This window comes from Halalkalibacter oceani, from assembly GCF_040544555.1.
Classification (GTDB): domain Bacteria; phylum Bacillota; class Bacilli; order Bacillales; family Bacillaceae_D; genus Halalkalibacter; species Halalkalibacter oceani.
On record NZ_JBEPKD010000009.1, the window covers coordinates 91,853 to 114,809 of the forward strand.

Consider the following 22,957-nt stretch of genomic DNA (forward strand, 5'->3'; position numbering starts at 1 on the left):
GCCTAATTGATAATTGTGATCATTTTTCAACATTTCCTACTTGATTATAGACCATGACTGTTTAAAAATACAATACAATAAAAAACAGAAAATGTCGCATTTTGCAACGTTTTCTGTTTCTACTCCGAAATATGTTTAATTTTCCGCCATAATGTCGAACGATTGATTCCAAGTCTTCTTGCCGCCTTCGATTGATTGTATTCCTCCTGCTTCAAAACAGCCAAAATCACTTCCTGCTCAATCTCATGCAATGTTTTATTGGCAAGCTGCAGCCCAGTCGGTTCCCGCACTTTTTCGGTTTCTTGTTCTCTCAGCTTATGCAGAAGAGCCTGAACTTCTTTTTTCTCGATAAAAGGTCCGTCACTCATCAAACACATTTGCTCAATAACATGCTTCAACTGCCGGATGTTCCCAGGCCACATAAATGTCTTCAATTCATTCAAGACGTTCTCGCGCAGCCCGGAGATTTGTTTCCCCATCGTCGTATTACAGGCAGCGATGAAGATTCTGATCAAATCGTCAAGATCATCCATCCGCTCTCGTAATGGCGGTACTTTCAACGTAAAGCCGTTTAAAGCATGATAGAAATCATCGCGAAAACGTCCGTCACGCAAATAGGTTTCCAATGGCTGGCGGTGGGCTGCGATAAAGCGGATATCAACTGGAAACGATTCTGTCTCCTGGAAACGATTCATCCGCCCGGAAATTAAGACAAGCAGCAGCTTGCTTTGAATGCTAGGCGGCATCGAACCAATCGCATCGATAAAGATCGTTCCTTTGTGCGCCGTTTCGAGCGCCCCTTTATGGCCGTTTACTCCTGAGGTACCAAAGAGCTCTCTTTCCAGCTGTCCTTCCGAATATGCCTCACAATTAATGAACACATATGGCGCCTGCGCGCGCTCACTATTATTATGAATCGCCTGGGCAAGACTATCCTTTCCGACCCCCGGTTCCCCGTAAATAATAACCGGCAAGTCAGAGCGACTGATTTTCTTCGCTACTGTAATCAACTGATGCATACTTTCCGAACGGGCAACGAGAGAGCTGAAATGAAAGTATGCTGAATGGTCTTGCTTCTGTTCGGTCAGCTTCCGTTTTTCTTCCTTCATAAGTAACGCGAATCCATCAGAAGGACCTTCGGTGGGCAACTCAACCTTTTTCCACTTGATCCAACTATTTTCGAATTCCTCATATACTTCATTAACCGCTTCATCATTTGTCTCCATAAGCTCCTTCAGCTTCGGCACAAGCCCACTTAACGTGTTCACATCCAACAGGCCCGGCTCCTCCACCAGTCGAAAGCGCTTTCTGGCAATTTCATTTAAAAAGATACATTGCCCCTCTTCATCAAACACAAGAACTCCATCATCAAGGTAATGAAAAATCTGTTCGATCTTTTTCAATTTTTCTTTTTGCTTTTCCATATAGTAAACGGTTTGCTCCGCATTCGTAATCGTTTCGAGCACGGCTTCTTTCCCGGAGGAGATTAAAATGCCTTGTATGCCAAATTTTGCAGCAGTTGTTGTCGAAATGACATCGCCAATAATAACTTGTACCCCTTCGTTGGAAGCCCTTTCAATTTCCCCTTCAATTTCTCCTTCTTCCAGAATCGGATAAAAGGTTAAATCCATATTAAGCAGCTTCCCGATCATATTCGCGCCAGGAATTTTGTTTAAATAGGTCATCATCCCGATTTTTCCAGCATAGCCATTCAGCAATGTGAGCGTTCGCAAAATATCATAGCCCGTCATCTGCACTTCCAACACAGGGATGGAAAAATGCTTGCGCAAAAGCTTCGCTGTCGCTCCCCGGCTAATAATCGCATCATACTGGCGGTGTTCAACCGAACGGGCAATCGCCAGACCATCATATAAATTCCCGACGAACACGTCTAAATCTTTTTTCAGCTCCTTATTTACTTCAAGAAAGAGATCCTTCAATCCGCCATATGGTGAAATCACTAAGATTTTACACAACCTAACTCCCCCAATCTTGTTGCAATATTAATCAGATTGTATAGAATAATTTCATTTATTGCAACACTATCTGGGAAATTTCTCTCAAGTAAGCGCCGGTAGAAGGAAAGGAGCACGGGCAAAAGGTTATCTAATCCCGTTTGCCCGGCCCCTATGCATTCTCACATTCTTCTGCGTGCTGCAACTTGAAATGAACATGCCAAGTTCCTCACTGAACCTTTTTTCTAGCGATTTTCCCAGTTCCAAAATGCGACTTCATCTATTTCTAATTCTGTGATCCATGCTTCATCCCGCAGCTGTAATATCTCCTTTGTCGGCCCCGTGATAACCGCTCCATAGTGATGAAATCCATTTTCATTTAGATACTCAATCCGTTCAGCCAGTCGAAGCCTGTCAAACACTAAATTGTTTGCTTTACGCTCATGCCGCTCCAGAAAAGCTAATGTCTTCATAAATTGCTGCTGGAGCACGCTTTGATCCCCAGCCTCATACTCTGGTGAAGACGCACTTTCTGATACAATGCTTCCTCCGAACCATCCACCTGCTTCTTCTTTTCTCTCCGTGACAATAAAATCATCATCATGCCAGATCGGAAATTTCGGAAAACCAATCGGCTCAAAAATAACTCCTTCAGTAAGTTCATTTAATTCAATTCCGGTATCAACTGCAAGCCATAGCAGATCCATGTTTCTCCCTTCAAATGAATCGAGTACTTCTTTTGTTTCCAGCAGCTCGGAAAAAGAGACATAAGCAGAAATGACAGTTCCTTCAGGCAGCTCCTCCAGCTGTGCCCAATCGGACATCCCTCTGGAGCCTGTACCGGGATAAGTAAATGCCGGCCAATCCTGCGATACTCTTCCGTACTTCTGCTCCTCCGGCATAGCCATTAATGAAAAGAGGAAATTCACTTTCATTTCTCCGACAATCATTCGATCATGACCTACCATTTTATTTAGATCTCTTGTCGCCTCTAAGCCAAAGTAAGCCTTTGTGCTCGTACTTGTTCTTCCGAGATAGCCATACGGATTTGTAACCGTAAGCGTGTGATCAATAATATTACGGAACACATCAATTCGGTCGGGCTTTCCCCACGAGTAATAAACCGACGTGAAAATTCCAGACAAGATAGTGAACACGATAAACAATGAGAGCGCCACTAACGCTGTTTGAATTCTCGCTTTCCATTTTCCACGTCTTAAAATTTTCTTTTGCCTTTTATCATGTGCGGCATCGGTTTTTGTGCCTATTTGCTCGTCAGTCGCCTGCAAAAATTCCTGGTATGTTTCCAGCTTATCCAATTCACTTTCAAATTCGTCCACTTCCGCTTCAGGTAATTCTCCTTTTTCATATGCTTCAAGCTTTCGTTTAAATTCATCGTTCATGGTCTCCCGCCTTTCTGCGCCTGATCGCCTGTCTTCCTCTGAATAACAATACTTTGAAATGACTTTTTTGAATGTGCATAATCTCCGCAGCCTCAGCTTGTGATAACCCGTGGAAATCGTGGAGGAGCACCGAGGTTTTATGCTTCTCCGGTAAGCTGTCCAGCAGCGTAATGATCTCATTCATTTCTTCTTTCGTAATGATAGACTCCAATAAGGCTTTTTTAGAATCAAAGACGGTTGAGAAAAAACCTTGCTCCTTGATCACCACTCGTTTCTGTTTCCGGTAATAGTCGATATAGGCTCGATAAGCAACAGAAAACAACCAGGATTTAACAGTTTCCCCATCATAATGCTCAAGATGAAGATAAGCCCGGAAAAAAGTTTCCTGCACCAGATCTTCTGCTGTGTAATGATCATAGCTAAGGGAGAACAGAAATCGGTAAATATCTTGAAAATAATGTTGATAAAGACGATCGATAGATTCTTTCATTGTCTCCCCCTTCATCATTAAAACGAATAAAAGACCAAACGGTAACAGGAAATATAAAATCTCATTATAACTGATCACATCCCTTTAACATTTCTGTCATGATGTATTTTGCAAAAAAAGAAGCCGACCGCCAAAGGTGCTTCTCACCTTCGCGAACGACTTCTGCCATTTATTCATTCACCTATGGAATCGTTAATGGGCCGAGCGGCAGGACGAAAGTCTTTACCCACCCCCCAACAAAGCAGTAACGTAGCGGAGTCTATTTCAGAAGTAGTACCTAAGATCAATATCGCCTCTATAAGAACAGCTTTACATATAAAGAGCCTAAAAATCTCCATGTTGCATCATGTAGGAAAAGAAAGAACATGCAGACCACAATCGTACTTATAAATGAATAGGTCATTAATTTCTTTCTGCTTGTTTTTTCTTTCAGAAAAAAATCCACTGTTTTATTCAAAACGAATAAAAGAATAAATACCAAGATGAAACTCATTAGAAATTCTATTACGAGCATATTAAAAACCTCCATTATGAATTTCTAGTTATTTCTAACTTTATCATTAAAAAAACAGAGTGAATAGCTATTCCCGGTTTTTTGTGCAGTTCAGCATAATGCCGTCCTTCATGAGAAACTGCTCTGTCCGAATCAGCTCAAATCAAAACCGCCCGCAAAAGGCTTTTACCTTCCCGGGCGGTTTGAACTTATTCATTCACATATGGAATTGTTAATGGGCCGAGCGGGAGAACGGCGACCGTCATCTGCTCTCCGTATTTTTGCTTTAGTTGCTCGAGCGTTTGTTCAATGCTATTGGTCGGCGTGAGCATCGCGTCGGCCACATCCTGCTCGGACAGCGTAGAATAGACATAGACATCAGCCCATACTTGGATCACGGCCTGCTTTTGCACTTGCCATTGGTCAAACATTTTAAACTCGGGATCATTAATCATATCAAGAATTTCCTGCGGGCTTTTGCGCATCTTCAAAATCTCGCCGAAGTTGCCGTGATTCGGCAGCCCGTCCGCGCATTCCGACGCGCAAATAATCGTTCCGCCTTTCTTGACAATTTTATGAGCAGCACTCATCCCTTTTACAGCCTGATAAAGATTCTGATCGAGCGGATAGCCTGAATTTGAGGTAATGACTACATCAAAACGCTCCGGACATTCAATCATCGTATGCTCCTTCACGTACGCACATCCGGCGTCATGGGCTTCATACAATTCACCGGCAAACACATTCGTAATTTCCTTTTCTTTATTTAACGTGACATTAAGCATAAAGTCAGGCTTACAGAAGCTGTTCACCTCGCGCGTCATATCCTGGACAGGGTTATTTGTCATGTTCCCCCATGTTGAAAGCGGGTCACCGATCATTCGCGCGTTATGGAAGGTCATGATCGTTTCAATTCCGGCGATACCCGGCATAATCCCTTTTGGTCCACCTGAGAAGCCGGCAAAAAAGTGCGGCTCAATAAAGCCGGTGACAATTTTGAAATCAGCCTCGACGTATTCCTTGTTTAAATACACATCACAGCCAAAGCGGCTTTCTCCGACCTTTTTCAAGCTCTCTTTATCATGACAGTGGTTGTTAATGATCCGGATGTTATCAACGACCCATTGCCCAAGCATTTGGACGAACTCTTCCTCTGTTTGGTCGCGGTGCGTGCCTGTGCCATTAATCACAACAAAGTTCTCAAGCGGCACATGGGACAGCTCTTTAATCAGCCACGGGACGAGCTTCTCATTAGGTGTCGGGCGTGTAATATCGCTAATGACGATCACCACTTTATCCGTTTCTTTGACCATCTCACGAAGCGGCGCCGTCCCGATCGGATTGCGTAAGGCTGACAAAACAGCGGCCTCATCATCCTCGAGCTTAGGTATATCCTTCGGCTCCACGATTGTTGCTTCATCGGGCACAGTGATAGTCAACCCTTGTTTTCCGTACAATAATGTCGTTTCCATGAAAAAAACCCCTCGCTTTTCATTACTTTGTTCGTTTCTTCCTTCATATGGCGAAATCCCCTGAAGTCGCCTACACCTCAGGGGTCGCTCATGTAAAGAGACCGTCATCCATTACCTTGCCATTCTACTTCTCATTATACTCTATTTTAGCATCAATACCTTTTCTCCGTTGATATTTATCCATGAGGATTACAGCAATCGGACAAAGAATCGCAGTCGTCAACGTTGATAAGGAAATTTGCGCCGTCGCAATGTTGACGATGTCATGATAGCTTTGCGCTTCCTCCGCCGTCATCATGCCGGAATTGGCCGCGACCGTCGCTGCAGCCGCAATCGCCGCCGGTGTCGCTGCGGCATTCCCCGATGTCGAGGCTTCTGCCACCGGAGCAATTTGGCTCTTCTCTTTAAACAATTTAAAGACGAGTATGCCGACTCCCCCTGTAAGGACGACCGTCATCAAACCAAGCAGGACTCCCGCGCCGACAACATCCGGATTAAAGAAGTTTGCCAGATTCATCCCTGCTCCTAAAGCAAAAGCAAAGAATGGGACCGGCAGCAATTCTCCCGGACGTAAGAAATCACGAATTTCAGAATCAAGGTTCCCAAGCAGCATGCCAATCCCGATTGGCAATAACACGGCGATGAAAGCGATAACAGGGAAGCTTGAGCCCATCAATCCAAGCGCGATTAATGTCAGGAACGGTCCATCATTTAAGGAAAGAACAGAAACTGCACCGACGTCTGAACGGTTTCCGTATTGGCCTGCCAAAGCGGCATACATTCCACCATTCCCGTTTGTCATCGCCGCGATAATCGCGATCGTCGATAAGCCGAGCAGCCCATCCATCGGATCAAAGAAATAGCCAAAGGTCAGACCGACGGCAAGACCCGTTAAATACTTTGACAGCATGAGCAATGTCCCTTTTTTCAATGCTCTTCCGCCGACGCGCAAGTCCATTTGGCTTCCGGCGCAGAACAGGAAGAGACCGATCAGCGTCAGCGCCCCAGTTTTAAACAGTTCTTCGGCAAAGCCGCCGATCATCAGCATTTCATAGTTACCATCCGCATTCGGCGCAGCGCCCAATGCTTGAAGAATATTCATGATAAACGGGATATGCATCTGGTCAATTGTATTAATGAGTGCTCCGAGCATGAGTGGAACAACCATCAGCCCACCCGGTACTTTTTCAATCGATTGTTTAATTCTCATCTTTCTCACTCCTGTCTTCTTATTATTGATGGAGATACATCGTCCGTATCACTTGCTCCGCTTTTTGCTGGAGCAGCTGTTCAGCCTTGTTCATCGCATCAGCCAGTGACATCGGTCCATTGACAATACTGTGCACGCTTTGAATCCCGTACTGGTAAAGCTCCTCGATGCCTTTTCCAATTGAACCGGCAAAGGCAACTGTCGGAATCCCGTGCTTCTGCGCCGCCTGGGCGACCCCCATCGGTGTTTTCCCTGAGGCTGTCTGATAATCAATCTGCCCTTCGCCAGTTATCACGACATCGGCTCCGGCAAGCGCTTCCTCTAGTCCGGTATATTCAATGACAATGTCGATTCCCCGTCTCATTTCCGCGGAAAAGAACGCCTGAAACGCTCCGCCAATCCCGCCTGCCGCTCCTGCCCCGGCCTTGTTATGAAGGGCGATCCCTGTTTGGGCTTCGACAAGATCAGCCCAGTGAGACAGCTTTTTATCGAGAATCTCCACCATCTCCGGTGTCGCTCCTTTTTGCGGGCCAAATATGTGAGACGCTCCCGTTGGACCAATGAGCGGATTCTGAACATCACAGGCCAGCAGAAAAGTTGAATCTGTAATTCGCCCGTCAAACTCCCGGTCGTCTATCGTAGCAATTTGATCAAGCTCGCCACCGCCAAAACCGACCTCATGACCATCCTTCGTTAAAAGCTTCATCCCGAGCGCCTGCAGCATGCCACTACCGCCATCATTCGTCGCGCTTCCTCCCACCGCTAAAATAAATTCACGGCAGCCGGCATCGAGCGCAGCTTTAATGAGCTGACCCGTCCCGAATGTAGTCGCTTTCATCGGATCCCTTCGTTCGGGAGGGATAAGATATAAACCGGACGCATCGGCCATTTCAATGACACATGTCCTTCCGTCCCCAAGCTGACCGTACGCGGCGCGGACTGGATCTCCTAAAGGCCCTGTTACTTCAAGCTCAACTTTTTTTCCACCTGTGGCCGCGACAAGGCTGTCCATCGTGCCCTCTCCTCCATCGGCGACAGGAATTAATACAGTTTCCGCCTCCGGGAGATACTGTTTAATGCCTTTTTCAATTGCTTTGGCGGCTCCCATCGCGGAAACGCTGCCTTTAAATGAATCCGGCGCGACAATGACTTTCATCTCTCCACCCCCACAGAAGATAACGCTTTCAAAGATTTGACTTTATATTCAAATTACTTTCCTCTTGATTAGTTTTCATTATACAGCGTTTACATGAATAAATCTTCGTGTTCAGTGCACAAAAAAAAGTCGTTTTTTGTTGTCTTTTTTAGGCGAAACACCTAAAATGAAATGGCTAGAAACATCCGAGGCCATTGAAAAACTTCCTTTTTCGCAATTTAAAGAAGAGTAATGGCTCCGCGTTGCGCCTTGCTTCGACAAACCCATTCGTAGCCAGGCTTTCAAAATCAGGCAACGGCTACGCTCATTACGAAAAAAGCTGCTGCAAAAGTGAAAATCGTACTTTTTCAGCAGCTTTGAAACATCCGAGGTGGTTACTGTGCTAACAAAGGAAATCGCAGAAGAAATCGTTAAAGAAACGATGGATCGTTTAAAGCGGAACATTAACATCATTGATCCTGATGGTATCATTATCGCTTCGGGAGACCCAAGCCGGGTTGGACTTTTCCACGCCGGCGGTCTACAGGTGATTAAAACCGGACAGCCATTGGTCATTACAGCGGAAAATGAAAAAAACCTTCCCGGCAGTAAAACCGGCATTAATCTCCCGATCGAATTCCAGCACGCTATCGTCGGGGCAATCGGCATTACCGGGCAAAAAGAGGATGTCGAGGAATTTGGTGATTTAGTAAAAATGACAACCGAGCTGATGATCAAACAGGCTTCGATGGCCTCAAAACAGGAATGGCAGCAGCGCTTGAAGGAAGACACCTTCACCGCCCTGCTCAATCCTCCAATAAATGCGGAGCAGATCGAGCAACAGCTTAAGCAATTAGCGATTCAGCTTCACGCGCCGTACCATGTTTTTTTGATTGACTTGCAGCAGGAGAAGCTGGCTGATACAACTATTTTGAAGCAGATTGAGCAAATCATCTATCCGGATCGTTCACTCGTCGGCTTCCATGAGGGGAGCAAAATATTCGCGCTTACCTCGGGCTATACGCCGCAGCGCTTACGAAAAAAGCTGCAAGCCGTGAAGGAGATGCTGAAAAAAGCCAATGTCCGCTGCCAGATCGGCTACGGCACACCTGCTGAGCAACTTGAAGCGGTCGCAATTTCCTTCAAAGAAGCAGAGCTTGCCCTCCGGATTCGCACGGGCTCCAAAACATTCGTCTCCTATGAGGACATTGAAACAGAGGCGCTGATCTACCAGCTCGATCAGCTGACAAAATCCCGTTTTCTGACGCGGGTGTTTCCGCAGCTCACGCCAAAAACGAAGGAAACATTGCAAACGTTCTTTCAATACAATATGAATATAACCGAAACAGCGCAAGCCCTCTTCGTTCACCGCAACACGCTGATGTATCGGCTAAAGCGAATAAAAGAAAAAACAGGCTACGATCCACAGCTATTTGCCGATGCCGTTACGCTGCAAATCGCGATTTGGATCGCCGCTCATCTCGAAGAAGAAAAGATGTAACGATGCGAATACGAGTGGAAAGCCAAACGGCGACCCACTCGTTATTTTATGCTTTCTTCCCCCGCTTCAAAATGAGGCTGATGAGATAAAGAACAGGCGGAAGAAAAAAGAGTTTGAATATCGCTCCGTTCCCCACCAGCAAAATGTAAAGACAAAGCGGTAAAGAAAGCAAGAACGCCGCCAGCATCAGGTTTCCATTCCCTTTTATCGTTCCATACAACCCGCCAAAGCCTGGCAATAACAGAAATAACACGACATTTCTAACAAAGCTTCCATCATCATGCCGCAGCCCGCTGACCAGCAAGAACAGTGAAAGACCTATCAAAACGAGCGAAGCGACAACGCCAAACCGTTTAAACATTATTCTCCCCCTTGCTTTCATCTTCAGGCTCTCATTTTCACTTTCCCGTTTAACCGGATGGGAATACGGGCATGTAAATACTAATTTCCGAGAGAAGGAGTGTCGATCAAATGCTGGCCTTAACAAATCAGGGAAAAGGGAAAGTTGAAGTAAAAAAAGTAGATGATCCTGCTATTGAAAAGCCGGATGATATGATTATTAAAATAACGTCAACGTCGATTTGTGGATCTGATCTTCATTTATATCATAGCACGATTCCATTGAGCAAAGATTATATTATCGGTCATGAACCGATGGGAATTGTCGAAGAAGTCGGACCGGACGTGAAGAACGTTAAAAAAGGGGATCGGGTCGTGATCCCGTTTAATGTAAGCTGCGGCGAATGTCATTTTTGCCAAAATCAAATGGAAAGTCAATGTGATCATTCGAATCCGCACAAAGATAGCGGCGCCTACTTCGGCTATTCCGAGATGTTTGGAAATTATCCGGGCGGGCAGGCGGAATACATGCGCGTTCCTTATGCCGACTTTACTTCATTTGTTGTGCCGGAGAGCAGTGAGCTCGAAGATGAAAGCCTGCTTTTTATCTCGGACGTGATGCCTACCGCCTATTGGAGCGTCGAGGATGTCAAGCCCGGAGACACGGTGATTATCCTCGGAAGCGGGCCGATTGGCCTGATGACCCAGAAGTTCGCCTGGCTGAAAGGAGCGAAGCGGGTCATTGCCGTCGACCATGTTTCCTACCGGCTTGAGCACGCCAAACGAACAAACAATGTCGAGACTTATAACTTCAAAGACTATAAAGATATCGGCAAGCACCTGCACGAGATCACGAAAGGGGGAGCCGAAGTCGTGATCGACTGTGTCGGGATGGACGGCGATGTTTCGCTGAAGGAACATTTAAAAACGCTTACCGGACAGGTCGGTTCGATTGATCCGATTATTACCGCCGCCCACTCGGTGAAAAAATTCGGCACGATCCAACTGACCGGCGTTTACGGGGCTCCGGCCACAGCGTATCCGCTGCACTCGATCTTTTCACGCAATATTACAGTAAAAGCAGGGCAGGCCCCGGTGATCCATTACATGCCGGAGCTCTATCAAATGGTTGAAAAAGGCACAATCGATCCGACCGACATTATTACCCATAAAGAAAGCCTAAAAGATGCCGCTGCTGCTTACGACATCTTCGATAAGAAAAAAGATAACTGTATTAAAGTTGTGTTAAAGCCTTAATTCACTCACAAAAAAACCTGTCTCAAAAGGGCGAACCGCCATGAGACAGGTTTTTTTGTGCTGGATAAAATCCGCCAAGTTGAAAAAAATAGTAGTATCACTTTTTTAGGAGGATCAAAGCGATGGAAGAACCATGCTTTTATTGTGATGATACATTTGAAGACAGCTATCATCATGGCTTATTCATTTACCAGAACGAGCATGTCGACAAAGCTCTTTGCCCCCACTGCTACAGCGAATGGCTGGAAGGAATCAAGGAGTAACCAACTCGATACGATGAGTAGCCGCTTTTCCTTTTTAAACGATGAAATCAAATCCTTTTTTCCGGACTTCATCAATGATATCCGGTAACACGGCAGCTGTTTGCGGCAGTTCATGGAGTAAAATGATCGAGCCATCCTTTATATGGCTGACGACGTTGTCGATTATCTTCTCAGGCTGCTCCTTAAGCTGCCAATCATAGGAGCTGATTTCCCACATAACCGGAAGCAAGCTAAGCTCCTCAAGGATGTCCATCGTCTCCTCGTTAAACTGCCCGAATGGCGGGCGAAAATGCCTGATCGTTTCCCCGGTGACCGCTTCAAGCTGCTTGACACTCGTTTTGATTTGCTTGTATTGCTGCTCTCTCGTTAATTTGCACAGGTTCTGATGCTTGTGCGAGTGGGAGCCGATAATATGCCCTTCGTCAATCACCCGTTCCCACGGTCTTGCCTCGTAGAACGTCCGCGTTAGCCAAAAAAACATCGCCGGAGCTTCCCGTTCCGCTAAAATATCCAATATCCTTATGAGATGGCGGCCTGGACCGTCGTCAAAGGTCAGAACCACTTTCTTCCTCGTCGGGGTCAGTTGATTTCGATTTGTCAGCCACCTGTCATCCTGCAGATCGTACACGACCTGATCTGTCACTACTCATGGTGTACACATCGTTTACCACCTCATGTCTTTTCTCTTTATTATACAGCAAGTATCCCTTAATCATCCTGCCTTCCCCCTTTTTATCCGGCGTTATTTTTGCTTAAATAAAGAGAAAGAAACAGTAGAGAGAAAGGATGAAGAAGATGCAAGCCACATTTCAACTGAAGACAACAGCCCGCGATCAAATGATTGATATCACTGACCGAATCAGTGAATGGCTGCGTGACAACAATGTAAAGGAAGGAATCGTCGTCGTCTCCTCGCTCCACACGACAGCCGGAATTACCGTCAACGAGAACGCCGATCCCGATGTCAAAACAGATATGCTGCGCCGCTTTGACGAAATCTACCCGTGGCACCATCCTAAGGACCGCCACGCCGAAGGAAACACTGCCGCCCATCTAAAAACGAGCACGGTCGGTCACGCCCAAACATTGATTCTCTCCCAAGGCCGGCTCCTCCTCGGCACATGGCAGGGCGTCTACTTCTGCGAATTCGACGGACCAAGAACGCGATCCTTTGTCGTTAAAGTAATTGCTGGATAAATGCGGAGCGGAGACATCTTTACAATTTTTCTAAAGAATGAATTCCACCCTTTTATTTGATTTATCAAGAGTACGCGAGTAAGACGTTCAAAAATCAATAAGAGAGGCAACCTTCCGTAGGCTCCTCTCTTATTTTCGGCTATTGTCTTATACCGTCAGCATCTTCTCTAAATGCTTAATTGTCGGCGTCAAATTAATCAGGAAATAGGCTTCCCGCAGACGGCGGGCCTCCGGACTGTTGCTCAGGTAGGCCGCTCCACCGCCATGAAGCATCGCTGTATGAACCGCTTCAATCGTTAAAGTGGCGGTTCGTTTGCGGAGCGGGAGCAGCGCCTCCCAGCTTAGACCGCGGGAAGCCAAGTGGGTGACCTCCGTTTGCAGCTCTTCCAGCTCGGCCTGAATCGCTTCCGGCTGCAGCGGCAAAAACTGATTGCAGCCTCCCTGCCGGCTTCGATAGCGCTCAATCGAAGCAAGAGCGGCCTTCGTTACGCCGAAGCCAAGCGGAATTTGATAGGCGAGAAAGTCCGGCCGAATCTGTTTAATAAATGAATCGGCGTCCTCTGCGAGAACATCCTCCTCCGAAATAAACACGTCATCAAAGTGGCAGGCATAGGTACCGCTGCCGTTAATGCCGAGATAATTTGTTTTCGCTTTTCGTATCAGACCATCAGCCGCACATGAGACAAACAGCATCACCCTTTGATCCGCGTTCACTTCAGCAATCGCCCCGAACCAATGCGTCTGATCAAGATTGGAAACCGATGGCAGCGTTCCATTGACGACATAGCCGCCATCAACCTTTGCCGCCTGCAAATGCAGCGTCTCCAGCCCGGCATAATATTTCATCGGATTGGAAAGCCCCGTTCCGGCAAGCGTGCTGCCATTTTCCAGACGCGACAGCATTCTCTTTTTCAGCTTATCATTTTCGCTCTTTCGCATATAGGTGAGCGCAGCTAAATGGCACCAAATCAGAAAGCCTGTCGTCATGCAAAAGCGCGATGCTTCGGCTACGACGTCAAGCTCTCGCTGAAGATAAGCGGAGGAAGCTGCTCCTTCCGAAGAAAAATACCCCTCCTCACCCAATCGCGTTAACAGCTCCTTTGGATAAAAACCGGCATCAATTGACCGGACCTGAGGTTTAAGCTCCTTCTCGAACAAATCGGTAAGGCGTTGCTGAATGTTTGTCATCACGGCTTCCTGGTCCTCCTTTAATTTTACTGATCTGAGGCGATTTCCGTTATCGCGTCAATCGGTGCCTTAACGGCTTGACGCGCTCTTTTTACAGCCTCATCATCCGGTGCATCATAGAAGCAAAGGCATTTTGTCATATCCTCGCATACATACGTTCTTGAAAAGGACACCTCCGGAACTTCCGCATAATGAACGGAATTCGCTTTTTTACGGGCCAAATACCCTTCCATTGTCAAGTTCTCCGGCAAGTTCCATTCCACTAAATAATTGATTTTGTCCTTTTGCTTTTTCACTTCTTCCAAGTCCTGGCCGACGATTCGCACTTCTTTGACAAGTGACGGAACGATGCCGGCATCGCTCAAGTTTTTCGTAAGCGCACCTTCCTCCGCCGCTTCAAAAATAAAGAATGCTCTGTTGAAGTCCTTGGCGACTTGAACTTCAATTAGCTCCTGCCCGCTATCGTCTTCTCTCAATGCCTCTACTTTCCCTTCAAAAGCCGCCTTATTTTGCAGCTCCTCACTCAACTGTGATTCCACTAAATATAACGCCATCATCCAGTCCTCCCTTGAAAGATTGATAGTCATTCGATCGCATCGAACGCTAATGTAATTTTATTATACTAAGTACTAAAAAACAACTTACTTGATTGTGTGGTATACTAGGACTGCTTCTCATAAGAAAAACGTCCAAGATGTCAACTTTAGCAAAGGAGTCTGATGAAAGTGAAAGAGCGTTATAAATTACCTTGCAACATCGCGCAAACATTAAATATTGTCGGCGACCGCTGGACACTGCTTGTCATTCATGAGATCCTCATCGGTCATTCCACCTTTAATGAAATCAAGAAAAACCTTGAAGGCATCTCCTCCAACCTCCTGTCAGACCGGCTGAAGCATTTAGAGGAGGTCGGCCTGATTGAGTCAACCGTCTATTCCAAGCATCCGCCCCGTTACCAGTATACCTTGACTGAAAGCGGACAGGATTTGGAGGATGTCTTTCACGCTTTCGTCCTCTGGGGCAGCAAGCATCTTGAAACCTGTTATAAAAAACTGGTTCACACACGCTGCCAGCATGAAGTCGAACTGCTTTATTACTGTCCTTCATGCAAGCAGCATGTCGACAAAGACGAACTCCAGGCAGTGCCAATTGAACCGGAAAGCCAGGCAAATCAGGCTTAGCCTTGTACGCCCCATTGTCTGCCAACCCAGCGTTCAAACAAGCCAATCGCTTTATCAAGCAGCAGACCGAGCACGCCGATGAAAATAATCCCGGCGAGCACGAGGTCAAGATCAAGCGCATTGCGTGAATCAATGATGAGGTAGCCAAGCCCTGACTGCGCGCCGATCATTTCTCCAGCGACAAGAAAAATCCACGCCGTCCCAACGGCGATATGCAGTCCATTGGCAATGTACGGAAATGCCGCCGGAAAAATGATTTTAAACAGCTGGGCCGGCTGCTTCATCTCCAAATTCTCGGCAATCTTTAAATAAGTCGGGTCGATTTTTTTCACGGCGGACACCGTTGAAAGCAGCACCGGAAAGAAGGCGGCGATAAAAATAATGACAATCGCCGGCATATTCCCAATCCCGAACCAGAGCACGATGAACGGCGCCCAGGCAACCGGAGCGACAGGACGGAGCACCTGGATGACCGGATCGACAATCGCCCACACCTTTGGTGAACGGCCAAGGATTAATCCGAGAACGACAGCGACCACGACCGCCGTCAAATACCCGCTCAAAAAGCGGAACATGCTGATTTGGACATGGGTGAATAATGTTCCATCGCTAACCAAGGCGACGATCCCTTTGCCGACTGCCAGTGGCGGCGGCAATAATGCTTCAGGGTAGCCACCGATCCAAATGACCAGCTGCCAAACGACAAGCACGAGAATAAACGCTATCGTAAAATGCTTCACCGTCTTCATCGCTCTCACCTTCTCTCCAACGCTTCTTCAAAAAATGACTGATCAACAAACTCCTCATATGCCGGCGGGTTCTCAGACAGTCCCATCTCAACTAAACGCTGGCGCAAATACTCGTAATCTTCCTGTTCGATTCGCAGATTATCATAAGAAATCCAGCCAAGCGACAGCGTCAATACGTCCTCATCGACATTTAAAAACTGCTTAAACGGGTCTTCATGCTCGTCATGGGTATGCACATCATAAGCTTCTGCTTTCTTCCCGGCTTCAATGTAGCCTGTCACAAAGGTTTGCGCAAATTCAGGCTGCTGTTCGATAAAGTCACTGCGAAGCACAAGCACGCAGCACAACGAATTGGCCCGGATTTCATTTGACTGAAAAAGCACCTTCCCTGTGTTCAGACTGACGCCAAGCGCGCCGAACGGCTCAGCGACAATATAGCTCTGGATTCGCCCTTCCGATAGAGCTGCCGGCATCTCGGCCGGCGGCATTTCAACCGGATTCACATCCTCATACGTTAAGCCGGCGTTTTGCAGCATTTCATCAAGCAAGAGATTATGAGCGGACAGCGTATGAGGAATCGCGACCGTAGCCCCTTTCAAATCAGCGACCTCCTCGACATCGTGCGAGACCACAACAGCGTTCCCGTCACGATGACCGAGCGCGACAGCCTTTAAATCAATCCCTTTTTCACGCGCCTTCATCGCCAGCTCGAACAAAACCGAAGCGCCGTCAATCCGTCCGGTATTTAAAGCGTCCATCAATTCAATCCACGAACCGAAGCGAATCAGCTCAATTCGCCCGCCGTTCAAATACTGATCCTCAAACTGCTTTTCAAAATAAAGAGGTGCCGCATGCGTAATCGGCAAATAGCCGATCCGGATCACCTTCTCCTCAGGCGGTGCTCCGCCCCCGCAAGAGGAAAGGATCACAGTCAAAGCGAGCATCAGGCTCGCCCACGTTCTTCTCTCCCGATTCATGTTCTCACACTCCACATTTAAATATTAAATTCCAAGGTTGCCCCGTCCTTTGAAAAATGAAAGGAATCCAAAATCAGCTTGCGGTAATACTGAAAGTCACTATGACTCCGGTCACGCGGGGAAGGCAGATTAATTTCAAGGGTTTGCTTAATTCGGCCGGGATGAGCATCCATAATCAGAATGCGGTCCGACAAATAAATCGCTTCATCAATATCATGTGTGACGAGCACAATATTGTTTTTCTCGCGCTCACGGATGCGCAGCAGCTCATCCTGCAAATAGTAGCGATTAAATGTATCCAAAGCGGCAAACGGCTCATCCATCAGGATCAGCTCCGGCCGGATCGCCAACGCCCTGGCAATTGCCACGCGCTGCTGCATCCCGCCGGACAGCTGCGCCGGAAAACGATCCTTGCTCTCCTCAAGACCTACGAGCTTAATAGAATCAAGGGCGCGCTCCCTTCTTTCTGCCGTTGAAAGAGACTTTTCCGGCTCCAGCCCAAGCTCGACATTTTTCAGAACCGTGCGCCACGGCAAAAGTCCATAGTGCTGAAAAAGCATGATCGCCCTGCGGCTCGGCTTTTTCACCTCTTCCCGGTCAAAATAGACACTGCCTTCAGACGGGCTGTCAAAGCCGCCGATCAAGTTAAGCAATGTACTTTTTCCGCACCCGCTTTTCCCGAGTACAGATACAAATTCGCCTTTCTTCATCGTAAAGGAGATATTTGAGAGCACTCTGATAGTCTTTCCCTGAGCAGAAAATTCCTTCCCAACCTCGTTAAGCTCGACAAACGCCTCTGCCTTCAATGTCACTAACCCCTCTCTCCACGCTATATAGGTTAATTCCTATAAAAATAATATGAATAATAAGTTTATTTTAGTATACAAAGTTGAAAAAATCAATCTAATTATCAACAAAGCAAAATTCTTATTCCACATCGACAAAAAAGCCGCTGCCATGCCGGCTGCGGCGTGAGTTATTTTTATCTTTTAAGACTTTACGTCGACTTAAATAAAAAGAAGGGCCGTAGATAAAACAGATCACCTGTCTTTATTTGAGGAGAAGCAAGCTCCCTTTTTCCCACTAGAAAAAGCGGACGGGAGGGGCGGGAAGCGCAGGTTGACATCCACCGGCGCAGCCGGTTAGTTCAACGCCCGCCTGCGGAAAGCGTTTCCCCATCCCACAAGCGAGGTCGAAGAGTAAAAAAAACCTATTCGACGTAAAATCGTACAGTTTCTCCCTCTTCTGCTTTAAAAGTCGGTCACGTCCATTTTTCATTCCACTATTTTTTCAAACTTACTAAATCCCGCTTGCCCCGGATCACTATATAAAACTCTCCCGTCTTTGAACCATACCCTAAGATGTTGATTTACGTTTATCTCTTCGATTGGAAAATTTGAAACCCAGACCGCAGCGTCACGATTTTCGATTAAAATTGAACCACTCGTGTTATCTCTCTTTACATAATTAAAACAAGCTTAATATCAGCATAATTATCGAACCGATTTTCCTCATGCGCTGTCATTGAAAAAGTCAAAACACCTTATTTATCGAAGCTGCTGAAAAAGGACGATTTACACTTTTTCAGCAGCTTTTTCGTAATGAGCGTAGCCGTTGCCTGATTTTGAAAGCCTTGATACGAGCGGGTTTCTCGAAGTGAGGCGTGCAACGCGCGGAGCCATTACTCTTCTTCGAGTTACGAAAAAGGACGGTTTTCAGTGGGCTCTATTTATCAGTATTTCTTCTCACTTTTACGTTCCTTCACTTTAATTTAACACCACCTTAACCAACTTTATATGAAACTAGTTTAATATAAGCCCCAAGGAGTGATGCACATGGTGACGATGAATGATGTTGCCAAACAAGCTGGTGTCTCCAAGAGCACAGTATCCAATGTTTTCAGTAAAAAACGACCGATCAGCAAGGAGGTGAGCGAACACGTTTTACAAGTAGCCAGACAGTTGAACTATAAGCCGAATTATTTCGCGAGGAGCTTAACGACACGGGAAACAAGAATTATCGGTTTAAATATGCGCGGCGAAAAGGCGAAATTCAGCCAATTCCATTTATCCCTGATCAACGGCGTGCTGCGCCAGTGCTACGAGCGCGGCTACCGGCTGTTAATCAACACGTTGGCGGAAAAATATGCAAACCGGGTCGAATTTCAATCATCCGACCCCGTTGACGGCGAGATTTTGCTTGATCCGATTGAGAAGGACCCAAGAATTGAGGAATGCCTTGAAAAAAACCTTCCGATGGTCGTCATCGGCCGGACAGCACGGGAATACAGCGCCAAAGTAGCGACCGTCGATAACGATAATGTCGAAGCGGCCGCACTCGTGACCGAGCATTTAGTGGGTCTCGGTCATCGCCATATTCTGTTTCTGAATGCCGCCAAAAAACGCACGGTTTCGATTGACCGTGAAGCCGGCTTCCAAAAAATTATCCGCGCTACATATCAGGACATCGACCAGCCTTTCATCGCCTACAAGGCGGAAGAGGAGACGGCAATCGACTACGGCTACGAGCGGACGTTGGACATGCTGCGGCATAACCCGGCGATCTCGGCCGTGATCGCCGATACTGACAAAGTCGCGCTCGGGGTGTATAAAGCGGCAGCTGAATTAGGGCGAGTGATTCCCGACGATTTATCGGTGATGGCCTTCAGTGATGAGCCTGTCTTCTTATCGGAGTTTTCCCCGGCGCTTTCAAGCATGAAGCTCAATTCCGAGTTACTGGGAATGGAAGCGGCCAATACGTTGATTGACCAAATTGAAGCCGACTCTCCTTCCGTTAAAAGGACGACGATTGCAACTGATCTGATCCTGCGCGCTTCCACCGAAAAAAATAAACGATAACACGATAGGAGGACCCTATGAAAAAGTTAATGGTAAAACTATTGCTTGCCGCATTGTTAATGACGTTGCTGGCGGCATGTCAGCAAACGTCGACTGCCGATGAGTCAGGAGAAGAAACGGACGCCGACCAGGAAGAAAAAACATTACGCATCCTGACGAGTGTCGTTGGCGGAAAAACGCCTGAGGAACACGCTGAATTTGAAAAGGAAATTGAACGTTTGACAGGGATTAGCGTCACCATTGAAAAAGTACCGACTGATTACGACCAGCGTCTGCTTACCTCGATGTCGGCCGGTGAACAATATGACCTTGTGTATATGACAAAGCCAATGATGGATGTGCTCGTTGACCAAGGGGCGCTGACAGAGCTCACTCAATCGATCCAGGATTCCGAGATTCTCTCCGACCCGACGGTCATTCCAACGGAAGAATGGGAGCTAATTACGTACGACGACGGTAAAATCTATAGTGTTTTCAACAAGTTTGAAGGCGGAACGATGCCGCTTATCCGTCAGGACTGGCTGGAAGCTTTGGGGCTTGAGGAGCCGACAACGCTTGATGACTACTATCATGTGCTGAAGGCCTTTACAGAACAGGATCCGAACGGGACCGGACAGGACGACACGTACGGCTTAACGACGGCCGGCCTTTACGACATTCAAGGGTTTATGAGCGCGGCGGGCGTAAAGGCGCGTTATGTGATCAAGGATGACGGATCGCGGACAATTCCGTACGCAACAGAGGCGGCGATTCCGGTGTATGAATGGTTTGCCAAGCTTTACGCGGAAGGAATTCTCGACCCGAACTTCGCGACAAATGACAGTGGTAACATGCAGGAGCTGTTCCTCTCCGACCGTGTTGGCGTCGTCACATATTGGGATGCCTGGGTCGGGCTCTTTAACAACATCCGTTTGAACGATGACCCGAATACGAGCTTTATGGCCAAAGGACTGCCTGGTGTGCCTGATGAAAATGGGGAATTTATGCTGCGCCGTGGTGACCCGAGTGTATGGGCGATCCCAGTTAACGCCGAGCATCCGGAAACAGCACTTGAGTTTCTTGAGTTCTGGCATACTCCAGAGGGTAATACGGTCAGTACGTTGGGCGTTAAAGACCTGCATTACACAGTCGATGAAAACGGGGAATATGAATTAACTGAATTAGGCGAGATCGCCAATATGGATCACGGGGTTGTCTTCCCGAATAACACGAATTGGGAAAACCCGTTCGGCACACTGCCCGGCGTTGAAGAGGCGCAGGCGGTCATTATCGAGCATGCCCAGCCGGAAGTCTCAACTGCCGATTGGCCGCAGGCCGAGAAAATCGTCGAGCGCTACGTGTTTGCAGCGATTACCGGCGACATGCCGGCCGCAGAAGCGGTGGAAAGAATGCATGGCGAGCTGCTCGCTGCTGATCTGATTGACAACTAAACAGCTATGAAATGAAACGAACCAAACAGCAGTACGGCCCTGTCGTAAATGAGCAGCCGGAAGTGCTTTTCATCATGCCGCTTCCGGCTGCTGTTCCTGCTGTTATTCAAATGCAGGAGGACGATTGGCATGCTTTTTAAACGTCATTTTACTCTTTATATCATGATGATTCCGATCTTTATCTATTTTCTTTTATTTGCATATTACCCGCTGGTTCGCGGATTTTTGATCAGCTTGCAGGATTTCAGGCTGATCGGCGACCGCCCCTTTATCGGCTTCCAGAATTACGTCACCGTGCTGCAGGACCCACAATTCTGGCTCGTAATGAAAAACACCGTTCTGATCGGCGGCGGCATCTTAATCATCGGCTTTGCGTTCCCAATCATTGTCGCGATCGCGATTAATGAACTGACGAAACAATTCCTGAAAAAGTTTACGCAAACGATCATCTATCTCCCCCATTTGTTTTCCTGGGTCATCGTCGGCGGCATTTGGATCTTTATTCTTTCACCGGACGGGGGGCTTGTCAATGAATTATTAAAATGGTTTCAGCTGGAGCCGGTGCAGTTTTTAACCCAGGAGCAATACGCCCGTCCAGTGATGATCTTCACCGCCATCTGGAAGGAAATGGGCTACATCTGCATCATCTATTTAGCAGCGATCGTCGGCATCAATCCGTCGCTCTATGAATCAGCGCGAATCGACGGGGCTAATTTCTGGCATGAAACCCGCTATATTACGCTGCCGCAGCTGATACCGACGATGAAAATCGTCCTGATGCTGAACATTATGTCCGTGCTGAAAATCTTTGATCAAATTTTTATGATGAGCAATCCGGCGATTGCCCACAAGGTGGATGTCATTATGATGTACACCTATGAAAAAGGAATTTTGCAATTTCAAATGGGTGTCGCCTCGGCTGCTGCTTATTTAGTCATCTTAGCAACATTTCTACTAACGATTGTCACGCGTATTCTCATTCGCTATGACAAGGAGGATTGAGCTTCTTGAATCGAGGAATAGCTTTTCGACTTATCAATGGAATTTTTTTAACGGTGCTTGTCCTGACGATGCTGCTGCCGGTCCTGAATACGCTGGCGATTTCACTGTCCACCAGCCTGGCATCGATGTCACCCGGCGTGAAGCTCTGGCCGCGCGAGTTCAGCCTTGAAGGCTATACGACCGTCTGGAGCCGAATCGAGCTGTGGCGCCCTTTTCTAAACAACTCGATTGTGACAATTTTCGGTACGTTTTTTCACGTCTTCCTGGCGGCGATTGCCGGCTATGTCCTGATTCAGCATGACTTGCCGGGAAGGAAGCTGTTGACGACCTTCATTATTGTGACGATGATTATCCCGGCTGAGGCGATTATGATTCCGCTGTATATCGTCAATCGTGACCTCGGCCTTTTAAATACACTGGCCTCCCTCGTGATCTCTGGTCTCGTTTCCGGCTTCAGCATTCTTTTAATGAGAAATTACTTCCTCAGTGTGCCGAAATCGTTGGCGGAAGCGGCCAATATTGATGGAGCCGGTCATATTCGCATCCTGTTTTTGATTTACTTGCCTTTGTCCTTACCGGGACTGGCGACGGTGACCTTGTTTGAATTCGTGAGCAGATGGAATCAATTTCTTCCGGCACTCCTTTATATTACGGACTCAAGCAAATATACATTGCAGGTTGCCTTGCGTTCGCTCATTTTGCAAGCGGACGCCTCATCAAGCAGCTATTTTTTAACGCCGAATATTCGCATGGCCGGAATTATGATCGCGCTCATTCCGTTGCTGATCATCTACCCGTTCATCCAGAAATATTTCGTCAAAGGGATTATGTCAGGTTCAACGAAAGAATAGGAGGAC

Annotated in this window: 23 protein-coding genes; 10 read left to right on the plus strand and 13 right to left on the minus strand. The window is 47.1% G+C overall.

The window, feature by feature from the left end:
• Positions 1–119 precede the first annotated feature (119 nt).
• The 6 genes from ABMB67_RS11935 to ABMB67_RS11960 form a co-directional block, all read right to left on the minus strand.
• Positions 120–1,976: a sigma-54-dependent Fis family transcriptional regulator gene (locus tag ABMB67_RS11935; RefSeq protein ID WP_251223297.1), complete on the minus strand. Its 1,857-nt coding sequence runs from the start codon at positions 1,974–1,976 to the stop codon at positions 120–122.
• A gap of 224 nt (positions 1,977–2,200) precedes the next feature.
• Entirely contained in the window at positions 2,201–3,358 is a 1,158-nt protein-coding gene (locus tag ABMB67_RS11940; protein WP_251223298.1) for an anti-sigma factor, read from the minus strand.
• On the minus strand, positions 3,348–3,848 hold the full coding sequence (locus tag ABMB67_RS11945; protein ID WP_251223299.1) for an RNA polymerase sigma factor: 501 nt from the start codon (positions 3,846–3,848) through the stop codon (positions 3,348–3,350). Before ABMB67_RS11945 ends, ABMB67_RS11940 begins: the two co-directional genes overlap by 11 nt.
• Positions 3,849–4,550: 702 nt before the next feature.
• The gene (gene larA / locus ABMB67_RS11950) at positions 4,551–5,813 is read right to left on the minus strand and encodes a nickel-dependent lactate racemase (RefSeq protein ID WP_354572187.1); all 1,263 of its coding nucleotides are present in this window, start codon (positions 5,811–5,813) and stop codon (positions 4,551–4,553) included.
• Positions 5,814–5,937: 124 nt separating this feature from the next.
• Complete coding sequence (locus ABMB67_RS11955; protein WP_251223301.1) at positions 5,938–7,023, minus strand: 2-keto-3-deoxygluconate permease; 1,086 nt, start codon at positions 7,021–7,023, stop codon at positions 5,938–5,940.
• Between the two features lie 22 nt (positions 7,024–7,045).
• A complete protein-coding gene (locus tag ABMB67_RS11960; protein WP_354572188.1) occupies positions 7,046–8,179 on the minus strand; it encodes a glycerate kinase in 1,134 nt (377 codons plus the stop codon).
• Positions 8,180–8,558: 379 nt separating this feature from the next.
• Here ABMB67_RS11960 and ABMB67_RS11965 point away from each other — a divergent pair, with 379 nt between their 5' ends.
• Complete coding sequence (locus tag ABMB67_RS11965) at positions 8,559–9,659, plus strand: CdaR family transcriptional regulator (RefSeq protein ID WP_354572189.1); 1,101 nt, start codon at positions 8,559–8,561, stop codon at positions 9,657–9,659.
• A gap of 46 nt (positions 9,660–9,705) precedes the next feature.
• Here ABMB67_RS11965 and ABMB67_RS11970 read toward each other — a convergent pair whose 3' ends face one another.
• On the minus strand, positions 9,706–10,020 hold the full coding sequence (locus tag ABMB67_RS11970) for a hypothetical protein (RefSeq protein WP_251193253.1): 315 nt from the start codon (positions 10,018–10,020) through the stop codon (positions 9,706–9,708).
• Between the two features lie 110 nt (positions 10,021–10,130).
• On the opposite strand from ABMB67_RS11970, the gene ABMB67_RS11975 reads away from it, so the two are divergent.
• Together ABMB67_RS11975 and ABMB67_RS11980 are read left to right on the plus strand one after the other, a co-directional pair.
• On the plus strand, positions 10,131–11,255 hold the full coding sequence (locus ABMB67_RS11975; RefSeq protein WP_354572190.1) for a zinc-dependent alcohol dehydrogenase: 1,125 nt from the start codon (positions 10,131–10,133) through the stop codon (positions 11,253–11,255).
• Between the two features lie 122 nt (positions 11,256–11,377).
• Positions 11,378–11,518, plus strand: coding sequence for a hypothetical protein (locus ABMB67_RS11980; RefSeq protein WP_354572191.1), 141 nt, complete (start codon positions 11,378–11,380; stop codon positions 11,516–11,518).
• A 34-nt stretch (positions 11,519–11,552) separates the two neighbouring features.
• On the opposite strand, the gene ABMB67_RS11985 is transcribed toward ABMB67_RS11980, so the two are convergent.
• Positions 11,553–12,161, minus strand: coding sequence for a polysaccharide deacetylase family protein (locus tag ABMB67_RS11985; RefSeq protein WP_354572192.1), 609 nt, complete (start codon positions 12,159–12,161; stop codon positions 11,553–11,555).
• Between the two features lie 152 nt (positions 12,162–12,313).
• On the opposite strand from ABMB67_RS11985, the gene ABMB67_RS11990 reads away from it, so the two are divergent.
• On the plus strand, positions 12,314–12,715 hold the full coding sequence (locus ABMB67_RS11990) for a secondary thiamine-phosphate synthase enzyme YjbQ (protein WP_251223306.1): 402 nt from the start codon (positions 12,314–12,316) through the stop codon (positions 12,713–12,715).
• A gap of 147 nt (positions 12,716–12,862) precedes the next feature.
• Here the strand turns inward: ABMB67_RS11990 and ABMB67_RS11995 are convergent, their stop codons facing one another.
• The gene (locus ABMB67_RS11995) at positions 12,863–13,903 is read right to left on the minus strand and encodes an acyl-CoA dehydrogenase family protein (RefSeq protein ID WP_354572248.1); all 1,041 of its coding nucleotides are present in this window, start codon (positions 13,901–13,903) and stop codon (positions 12,863–12,865) included.
• A 26-nt stretch (positions 13,904–13,929) separates the two neighbouring features.
• A complete protein-coding gene (locus ABMB67_RS12000; protein ID WP_251223430.1) occupies positions 13,930–14,457 on the minus strand; it encodes a DUF4242 domain-containing protein in 528 nt (175 codons plus the stop codon).
• A gap of 171 nt (positions 14,458–14,628) precedes the next feature.
• Here ABMB67_RS12000 and ABMB67_RS12005 point away from each other — a divergent pair, with 171 nt between their 5' ends.
• Positions 14,629–15,084: a winged helix-turn-helix transcriptional regulator gene (locus tag ABMB67_RS12005; RefSeq protein WP_251193257.1), complete on the plus strand. Its 456-nt coding sequence runs from the start codon at positions 14,629–14,631 to the stop codon at positions 15,082–15,084.
• Here ABMB67_RS12005 and ABMB67_RS12010 read toward each other — a convergent pair.
• The 3 genes from ABMB67_RS12010 to ABMB67_RS12020 are packed head-to-tail and all read right to left on the minus strand — an operon-like array spanning position 15,081 to position 17,616.
• Positions 15,081–15,833, minus strand: a complete 753-nt coding sequence (locus ABMB67_RS12010) for an ABC transporter permease (RefSeq protein ID WP_251223307.1) — start codon at positions 15,831–15,833, stop codon at positions 15,081–15,083. The two genes, ABMB67_RS12005 and ABMB67_RS12010, sit on opposite strands and share 4 nt — an antisense overlap.
• Positions 15,834–15,838: 5 nt before the next feature.
• Positions 15,839–16,810: an ABC transporter substrate-binding protein gene (locus ABMB67_RS12015; RefSeq protein WP_251223308.1), complete on the minus strand. Its 972-nt coding sequence runs from the start codon at positions 16,808–16,810 to the stop codon at positions 15,839–15,841.
• Between the two features lie 17 nt (positions 16,811–16,827).
• Positions 16,828–17,616, minus strand: a complete 789-nt coding sequence (locus ABMB67_RS12020) for an ABC transporter ATP-binding protein (RefSeq protein ID WP_354572249.1) — start codon at positions 17,614–17,616, stop codon at positions 16,828–16,830.
• Between the two features lie 1,029 nt (positions 17,617–18,645).
• Between ABMB67_RS12020 and ABMB67_RS12025 the strand changes: the two genes are divergently transcribed.
• The 5 genes from ABMB67_RS12025 to ABMB67_RS12045 are packed head-to-tail and all read left to right on the plus strand — an operon-like array spanning position 18,646 to position 22,951.
• Positions 18,646–19,668, plus strand: coding sequence for a LacI family DNA-binding transcriptional regulator (locus ABMB67_RS12025; protein WP_251223309.1), 1,023 nt, complete (start codon positions 18,646–18,648; stop codon positions 19,666–19,668).
• A gap of 17 nt (positions 19,669–19,685) precedes the next feature.
• Positions 19,686–21,098: an extracellular solute-binding protein gene (locus ABMB67_RS12030; RefSeq protein WP_354572193.1), complete on the plus strand. Its 1,413-nt coding sequence runs from the start codon at positions 19,686–19,688 to the stop codon at positions 21,096–21,098.
• Between the two features lie 11 nt (positions 21,099–21,109).
• Positions 21,110–21,238 carry a hypothetical protein gene (locus ABMB67_RS12035; protein WP_285890399.1) on the plus strand — a complete coding sequence of 43 codons (129 nt, stop codon included), beginning with the start codon at positions 21,110–21,112 and terminating at the stop codon, positions 21,236–21,238.
• Positions 21,228–22,100, plus strand: a complete 873-nt coding sequence (locus tag ABMB67_RS12040) for an ABC transporter permease subunit (RefSeq protein WP_251193262.1) — start codon at positions 21,228–21,230, stop codon at positions 22,098–22,100. The genes ABMB67_RS12035 and ABMB67_RS12040 overlap by 11 nt, the downstream gene beginning before the upstream one ends.
• 5 nt (positions 22,101–22,105) lie before the next feature.
• Positions 22,106–22,951, plus strand: a complete 846-nt coding sequence (locus ABMB67_RS12045) for a carbohydrate ABC transporter permease (protein ID WP_354572194.1) — start codon at positions 22,106–22,108, stop codon at positions 22,949–22,951.
• Positions 22,952–22,957 lie beyond the last annotated feature (6 nt).